This is a genomic window from Acidovorax sp. MR-S7, assembly GCF_000400995.2.
Taxonomy (GTDB): Bacteria; Pseudomonadota; Gammaproteobacteria; order Burkholderiales; family Burkholderiaceae_C; genus MR-S7.
Map to the genome: position 1 here is coordinate 21,279 of NZ_DF238898.1, position 6,618 is coordinate 27,896.

The 6,618-nt window shown below is 68.5% G+C and carries 6 protein-coding genes; 3 read left to right on the forward strand and 3 right to left on the reverse strand.

All coding sequences use genetic code 11. The annotated features are described in order from the left end of the window. Positions 1-11: 11 nt before the first annotated feature. Positions 12-701, reverse strand: a complete 690-nt coding sequence (locus AVS7_RS04360; RefSeq protein ID WP_020227194.1) for a dienelactone hydrolase family protein — start codon at positions 699-701, stop codon at positions 12-14. A gap of 51 nt (positions 702-752) precedes the next feature. On the opposite strand from AVS7_RS04360, the gene AVS7_RS04365 reads away from it, so the two are divergent. From AVS7_RS04365 to AVS7_RS04375, 3 genes are read left to right on the forward strand one after another with little or no spacing between them, the layout of a single operon-like run. After that, on the forward strand, positions 753-1,499 hold the full coding sequence (locus tag AVS7_RS04365) for an SDR family oxidoreductase (RefSeq protein WP_020227195.1): 747 nt from the start codon (positions 753-755) through the stop codon (positions 1,497-1,499). Continuing rightward, positions 1,499-2,134, forward strand: coding sequence for a MarC family protein (locus AVS7_RS04370; protein WP_020227196.1), 636 nt, complete (start codon positions 1,499-1,501; stop codon positions 2,132-2,134). Before AVS7_RS04365 ends, AVS7_RS04370 begins: the two co-directional genes overlap by 1 nt. Before the next feature lie 2 nt (positions 2,135-2,136). Beyond that, the gene (locus tag AVS7_RS04375) at positions 2,137-2,811 is read left to right on the forward strand and encodes a response regulator (RefSeq protein WP_020227197.1); all 675 of its coding nucleotides are present in this window, start codon (positions 2,137-2,139) and stop codon (positions 2,809-2,811) included. A gap of 4 nt (positions 2,812-2,815) precedes the next feature. Here AVS7_RS04375 and AVS7_RS04380 read toward each other — a convergent pair whose 3' ends face one another. Beyond that, positions 2,816-5,497 carry a DEAD/DEAH box helicase gene (locus AVS7_RS04380; protein WP_020227198.1) on the reverse strand — a complete coding sequence of 894 codons (2,682 nt, stop codon included), beginning with the start codon at positions 5,495-5,497 and terminating at the stop codon, positions 2,816-2,818. 87 nt (positions 5,498-5,584) lie between these two features. After that, positions 5,585-6,618, reverse strand: a 1,034-nt coding sequence (locus tag AVS7_RS04385) for an ATP-binding protein (protein ID WP_304438820.1), incomplete at its 5' end; no start/stop codon positions are given.

The window sequence follows — 6,618 nt, forward strand, 5'->3', positions numbered from 1 at the left end:
GGCCTGGAGCGTCAGGCCAGGTGCTGGTCCAGGAAGGCCAGCGTGCGGTCGCGCGCCGCCATGGCGGCGGCCTCGTCGTAGCTGCCGCGCTGGTCGCAGTTGAAACCGTGGTCCGCGGCGTAAAGGTGCACCTGCACTTCGGGATGGGCGCGCGCGAAGGCCTGCACGCCGTCCACGGGGATGAAGTGGTCGCGCTCGCCGAAGTGCGCCAGCACCGGCACGCGAGGCTGGCGGGCGGCCTCCCCGGCCGTGGTCATGCCGCCGCCGTAGTAGGGCACGGCGGCCGACAGGCCCTCCAGCAGGCAGGCCGCGCGCCACGCGAGCAGGCCGCCCCAGCAAAAGCCCACCACGCCCACCTTGCGGCCGCTGGCCTGGGCGGCGTGGTTGATGGCGGCCTGGATGTCGGCCAGCACGCCCGGCGCGGGCAGGGCCTCCACGGCGGCCTTGAGTTCGCGGCCCGTGCGCATGTCCTCGTCGCCATAGCCCAGGTCCACGTCCGGGCGCACGCGCGCGAACGTGGCGGGCGCCACCGCGAGGTAGCCGCGCGCGGCCAGGCGGTCGGCCACCGCGCGGATGTGGGCGTTGACGCCGAAGATTTCCTGCAGCACCACCACCGCGCCGCGCGGCGCGGCATCGGGGCGCGCCTCCCAGGCGGGCAGCGTGAAACCGTCGGCCGAGGTGAGGTGGATCCATTGGCCCATGGCAGCTCCTTTCCTGTTCAAATGCGCGATTCTTGCAGGAGTCATCCGATCATGGACAAGATCGTTCTCGTCACCGGAGGCAGCCGGGGCATCGGCGCCGCCACCGCCTTGCTGGCCGCGCGCCACGGCTGGGCCGTGGCCGTGAACTACGCACACAACGCCCATGCCGCCGACGGCGTGGTGCGCCGCATCGCGGACGCGGGCGGCCGCGCCATCGCGGTGCAGGCCGACGTGGCCGTGGAATCGCAGGTGCTGGCGATGTTCGAGGCCGTGGGCCGGCAGCTCGGCCGCCTCACCGCGCTGGTGAACAACGCAGGCGTGGTGGACCGCCCCGCCCGCGTGGACGAAATGAGCGCCGAGCGCCTGCGCCGCATGTTCGACATCAACGTGCTGGGCAGCTTCTACTGCGCGCGCGAGGCGGTGCAGCGCATGAGCACGAAGCACGGCGGCGCGGGCGGCAGCATCGTCAACGTCTCCAGCGCCGCCGCGCGGCTGGGCGCGGCGCACCAGTACGTGGACTACGCGGCCGCCAAGGGCGCGGTGGACGTGCTCACGCTGGGCCTGGCGCGCGAGGTGGCGGCCGAGGGCATCCGCGTCAACGCGGTGCGCCCCGGCCTGATCGAGACCGAGATCCACGCCAGCGGCGGCCTGCCCGACCGCGTGCGCGACCTGGCGCACCAGGTGCCCATGGGCCGCGGCGGCACGGCCGAGGAGGTGGCCGAGGCGATCGTGTGGCTGATGTCGGACGCCTCGCCCTACACCACGGCCAGCTTCATGGAAGTCTCCGGAGGCCGCTGATGGAGTCCATCAAGCCGCTGATCGCGCTGCTCGCCATCGTCAACCCGCTGGCCATCGTGCCCTTCTTCATCCACTACACGCAGGGCTTCACCGCCGCGCAGCGCCGCCGCACCATCGAGGTGGCGGCCTTCAGCGCGTTCTGCGTGATCGCGGCCTGCGCGCTGCTGGGCCTGCAGATCCTGGCGTTCTTCAACATCTCGCTGCAGAGCTTCCAGGTGGGCGGCGGCATGCTGCTGCTCATCAGCGCGATGAACATGCTCAACGCCCAGCCCGCCGAGGCCAAGCCCCACACCCACGAGCTGGAACAGGGCGCCGAAAAGGCCGCCGCGGGCGACAGCATCGCCGTGGTGCCGCTCACCATCCCGCTGCTCACCGGGCCGGCGAGCATGTCCACCGTGGTGATCTACGCCGACCGCGCGCAGAACTTCTGGCAGCACGCGGCCCTGGTGGGCTACGGCGTGGTCATCGCGGCGGCCACGGCGCTGTGCTTCTCGCTGGCGGACCCCATCGCGCGCGTGCTCGGCAAGACCGGCATCAGCGTGATGACACGGCTCATGGGCCTGATCCTGGCCGCGCTGGCGGTGGAGGTGATGGCCGACGGGCTGACCAAGCTGTTCCCGGCGCTGGCAGGGTAGCCATGAGCGCGCGGCTGCTGCTCGTCGAGGACGACCCCGCCATCGCCCGCACCGTGGCCTACGCCTTCGAGCGCGAGGGCCTGGCCGTCACGCACAGCCTGCTGCTAGGCGACGCGCGGGCCCAGCTGCGGGGCTCGCGCTTCGACCTGCTGGTGCTCGACGTAGGCCTGCCCGACGGCAACGGCCTGGACCTGCTGCGCGAGCTGCGCCAAGGCGCGCATCCCACGCTGCCCGTACTCATGCTGTCCGCCCACGGCGAGGAGATCGATCGCGTGCTCGGCCTGGAGCTGGGCGCCGACGACTACCTGCCCAAGCCCTTCAGCCCGCGCGAACTGGCCGCGCGCGTGAAGGCCCTGCTGCGCCGCGCGGCCGCGCCCGCCGCCGCGGCGCCCCCGGCCTTCCACGACGACGCGGCCGGCCAGCGCATCTTCCTGCACGGCCAGCCGCTCGCGCTCACGCGGCGCGAATACCGCCTGCTGTCCACGCTGCTCGCGGGCGCGGGCCGCATCCACGCGCGCGACGCGCTGCTCTCCGCCGCCTGGGGCGACGACAGCGAGAGCACCGACCGCACCGTGGACACCCACGTCAAGACCCTGCGCGCCAAGCTGCGCGAGGCCGACCCGGGGCGCGAATACATCAGCACGCACCGGGGCATGGGGTACTGCCTGGATGTGTGAATGGCTACCTCAGCGCGGCATCCAGTTGCTGCGCCAAACCGTCGATGGTCAGCCAGCCAAACACCGCGCGCCCGCCACTGGTGCGCGCCCACAGCTCTCCGACCTGGCGCTTTTCCAGTTCGTAGGGGTCGTGCTGCAAAAGACCCTTGAACTCCAGCAGCGCCACGCGCCCGTCCACCAGCTCGGCGACGAAGTCGGCATAGAAGCGCCCGCGCGACGTGGGTAGACCAAATCCGCACGGGGCAGTATCCAGGTTGCGCACCCAGTGGCGCACCTGCGGGTGGCGGTCGATGAGCTGCGCGCACTGGAATTCCTGCCCACCGTCCTTCAAATCGGCCAATACCGGAAAGTAGTGCTTCTCAAAGCGCCAGCGCCCGCCGTACCGCGAAGCGGCGGACGCCGGGTAGCGTCCCGGCATGAACACATGCGGGTGCGCCCAGTCCGGCTCCACCAGCCAGCCCTCATCGCCGAGCACTTTTTGCTGGAAGGCCCGTTGCGCGGCGCCGCGCCACAAATCGGCCACGTGGTTTTCAATGGCCCGCGCCAGTTGAAAGCGTGCCTGCGCCAGCACCACCAGCGGCACCCCGCAGGTGTGAAGCTGGTGGTTCACCACTGCCGCCAGGTAGGTGCGGCGTTCGCCTTGCGTCAGTCCCGCCAGATGGGCGGACTTGAACAGCGACTGGTCCAGCCAGCCCACCAGCGTCTGTGCGTCGATGCTGCTGCTGGCGTAATCCATCGGCATTTGCGCCCCGCCGGTGCGGCGCAGCGCGATGCGTTCGCCGTCCATGCCGATCTCGAAAACGTCCGACTCCTGCACCACGCGAAAGCCGGGCAACTGCACGGCCTGGGGAGTGAGCAAATCGAGTTCCACGGCCTCCAGCACGGCCTCGCGCTCCAGCGGCCACAGCGGGGCCTGCTGCGCGATGCGGTAGCCCAGCGTGGGCAGGGGCGCGAACGGCACACCGCGTGCCGATGGCGCCGTCTGCGCGGCCACCAGTGCGTTGTGCTGCACCACCTGGCCGCGTACCTGCTCCTGCTTCTTGGCGCCGCGCACCTGGGCCAGCAGCAGCGCCTCGGCCTCCGCTCCGATATGGCGGGTTGCCACGAGCCGTGGAACGCCCGCAATGTCCTGCGCCTGCATGCCGGGCAATGCCAGCAGTTGGGGCGTGGCTGCCACCAGTTCAAAATTAGTAGCTATCTGCGCTTGACTGGCGGTCGTTTGGTTGCGATTTGACTCAGAACCATCGCTCCACTGCAAGGCCGCTTGTGCGGCGATCATCGAAGCCACGTCCAGCGCCTCGAAGCCCATGTGATCGATCAGCCGGTCGGCAAGCGCCCGCGCCGCCTGCCCGAACTCCGCCGCGCACACATGCGCGTAGGCCCGCTCCAACGCCGGGCGCCCGCGTTTGCGCGCGTAGGGCATGCGCAGCACGCGGCCCAGCAGTTGCTCCACGGCCGGGGCGCTGGTGAGCTTTTGCAGGCTGCACAGCACGTAGGCGAATGGGCAGTCCCAGCCCTCGCGCAGCGCCTGCACGGTGATGACGTAGCGCACCGGGCAATCGCGCGCGGCAAGCTGAATGTCGGCCAGACCGCGCAGGGTGCCGGTAGCGATGGCGATCTGGCTCTCGGGCAGTTTCAGCGTCTCGACAAGGTAGTCACGCAGCTTTTCGGGCGGCATCTCGTCGCCCACGTTCTGCGCCTGGAACAGCACGATGGGACGCACGTAGCCATGGCCCGCCGCCTCGTCCTTCAGCGCCTCGGCCTCCAGTTGGCGTTGCGTCTGCACTGCGGCAAACACGGCGGCGGGCCAGCCCTCGGGGTGCTCGGCCAGCACGATGGGCAGCTTGATCATGTCCTCGGCGGCCAGTTCCTGGGCACTGACGTGGTACAGCACATTCGTCTTGGCCGGAATGGGCGTGGCCGTCAGCTCCACGATGAAGCTGGGGTTGAGCCGTTGCAGGGCCGTGAAGCTCTTGTCCGTCTTAGCGTTGTGCGCCTCATCCACGATGACGATGGGCTGGTGCAGCGCCAGCCAGTTCGCCAGGCTCCAGCGCGGCTGGCCCACGAAGCCCGCCAGCACGCCGGTGGCATCGCGCGCGGCATCTTCTGGCGTGACCAGGGCATCCGGCAAGCCATGCAGGCTCGCCAGCGCCTGGCTGTCCGCGCCCTTGAAGTGGCGCTCGAAGCCTTCGGAAAAGCTGTAGACATTGCGCTGCCCCGCATCCTCGATGCGAAAGCTCTGGATGGTGGCGACCACCACCACGGCGCGGCGCCCCCAGTCCGGCGGCGCGATCTGCGCCACGTCCTCCAGCGCGCACACCTGCAAGCCCTGGCCATAAACCTCGGCCAGCGCCTCGCGGTACGGGTGGCCGGGGGTTTGCAGCGCGCCCAGGGTTTGCGCACGGATGGCGTCGCTGGGCACCAGCCACACCGCTACCGGCGCATCCGTGGCGCACCAGGCGCGGGCCAGCAGGGGCACGGCATGCGCGGCCATCACCGTCTTGCCGCCACCGGTGGGGATGCGCAGGCACACGCAGGGCACCTCGCCAAAAGCCCCGGCATGGTAGGCGTGGCCCGCCAGTTCCCGATAAGCCGCCGCCGGGCCCTTGACGGCTGCCAGGCGGGCGAAGGCGGTCAGGGTGTCGAGGGCGGTTTGCTGGTAGGACTTGAGGGTGATGGGGATCATGGATTGGGAAATGATTAGGGAAGATTGGGGCAAAAACACAGTCCACCCCAAATGCAACCCGTTGATTTCAAAAGATTTTTCAAAAACTCATTTAAGAAGGATCGCCTTTGATTGGGTGGTATTTGGTGGCGTTTCGGGGTTGTTTGGCGACATGCCATCCGGCATCAGCGCCCACAGTGCTGCCCTGGTTCTTCCGCCAATGTTTTGAATGCGCCCTTCCTTGACCATTTCCTTGAGAAGTGTCCGGACAAACTCCTTGCGCCGCGCCAGTTCGGGAATCCACAGTTGCAGCTTGGGCAAAAGTAGCTCGTCAATCTTGGCGCGAGGCTGCGGCCCCAGCGCCAGCAGTTTGCATAAAGCCGTTTTGTAGTCATCCGCATCTGGCCGGCGCTGGTTCAGATACTCCACCTCCTGCCCGGTAGCCACCGCCAGTTGGGCAGAGATATTCAGATGGGGGCTGCGTCCCTCGATCAGGCCCGCCTGCCGCAGCTCCGCCACCTGCGCCGCATCCAGCTTGCGCTTTTTCTGCACGCGGTCGAGCCACAGCACATGCTCGATGGGCAAGTCCGTGCGCTCCATCAGCCAGTGGCTGTAGTTTTCGTCGATGGCTTGCCCATAAACATTGAAGACCGTGCGCAGAGGTGAAGACCCCTCGTAGTCCGGCAGTGGCAGGAACCGCCGCCGCTGCGCCAGCACCATGTCATGGATGCCGAAACCTACCTTGTCGATCATGCCCACCTCGGCCATGACCTTGGCCAGGCGCTCATTGCGGTAACGCTCGGGCGTGCGCGCGCCGCTGGCGTAGTCATCGGGCTGGCCATCAAAGAAACCACCCAGGTTGATCATGCGCACCAGCCCAGCGGACTCCTCCACCACGATGCGTCCACCCTGGGCGTAGTCCTGGTGCGCCAGGCAGTTGTGCAACCCTTCAAGCAGCACCGTGTTGGTGTCGTAGCGCGGCAAGGTCACCGCCAGCAGCTCGTTGGCCGGGAACAGTTTGATGTTCGGGTTACGAATGCGCTGCGCTACAGCAGTCGTCGCCAACAGGGAGGGTGTGCAGAATTTTGTGTAAACGGACAATCCACCGCCGGCGCGAGCCGGCCTGTCCGTAAGCACAATGA

Coding starts and splice junctions, on each gene's coding strand:
- AVS7_RS04360 (WP_020227194.1), bottom strand. CDS start 701: ATGGGCCAATGGATCCACCTCACCTCGGCCGACGGTTTCACGCTGCCC.
- AVS7_RS04370 (WP_020227196.1), top strand. CDS start 1,499: ATGGAGTCCATCAAGCCGCTGATCGCGCTGCTCGCCATCGTCAACCCG.
- AVS7_RS04375 (WP_020227197.1), top strand. CDS start 2,137: ATGAGCGCGCGGCTGCTGCTCGTCGAGGACGACCCCGCCATCGCCCGC.
- AVS7_RS04365 (WP_020227195.1), top strand. CDS start 753: ATGGACAAGATCGTTCTCGTCACCGGAGGCAGCCGGGGCATCGGCGCC.
- AVS7_RS04380 (WP_020227198.1), bottom strand. CDS start 5,497: ATGATCCCCATCACCCTCAAGTCCTACCAGCAAACCGCCCTCGACACC.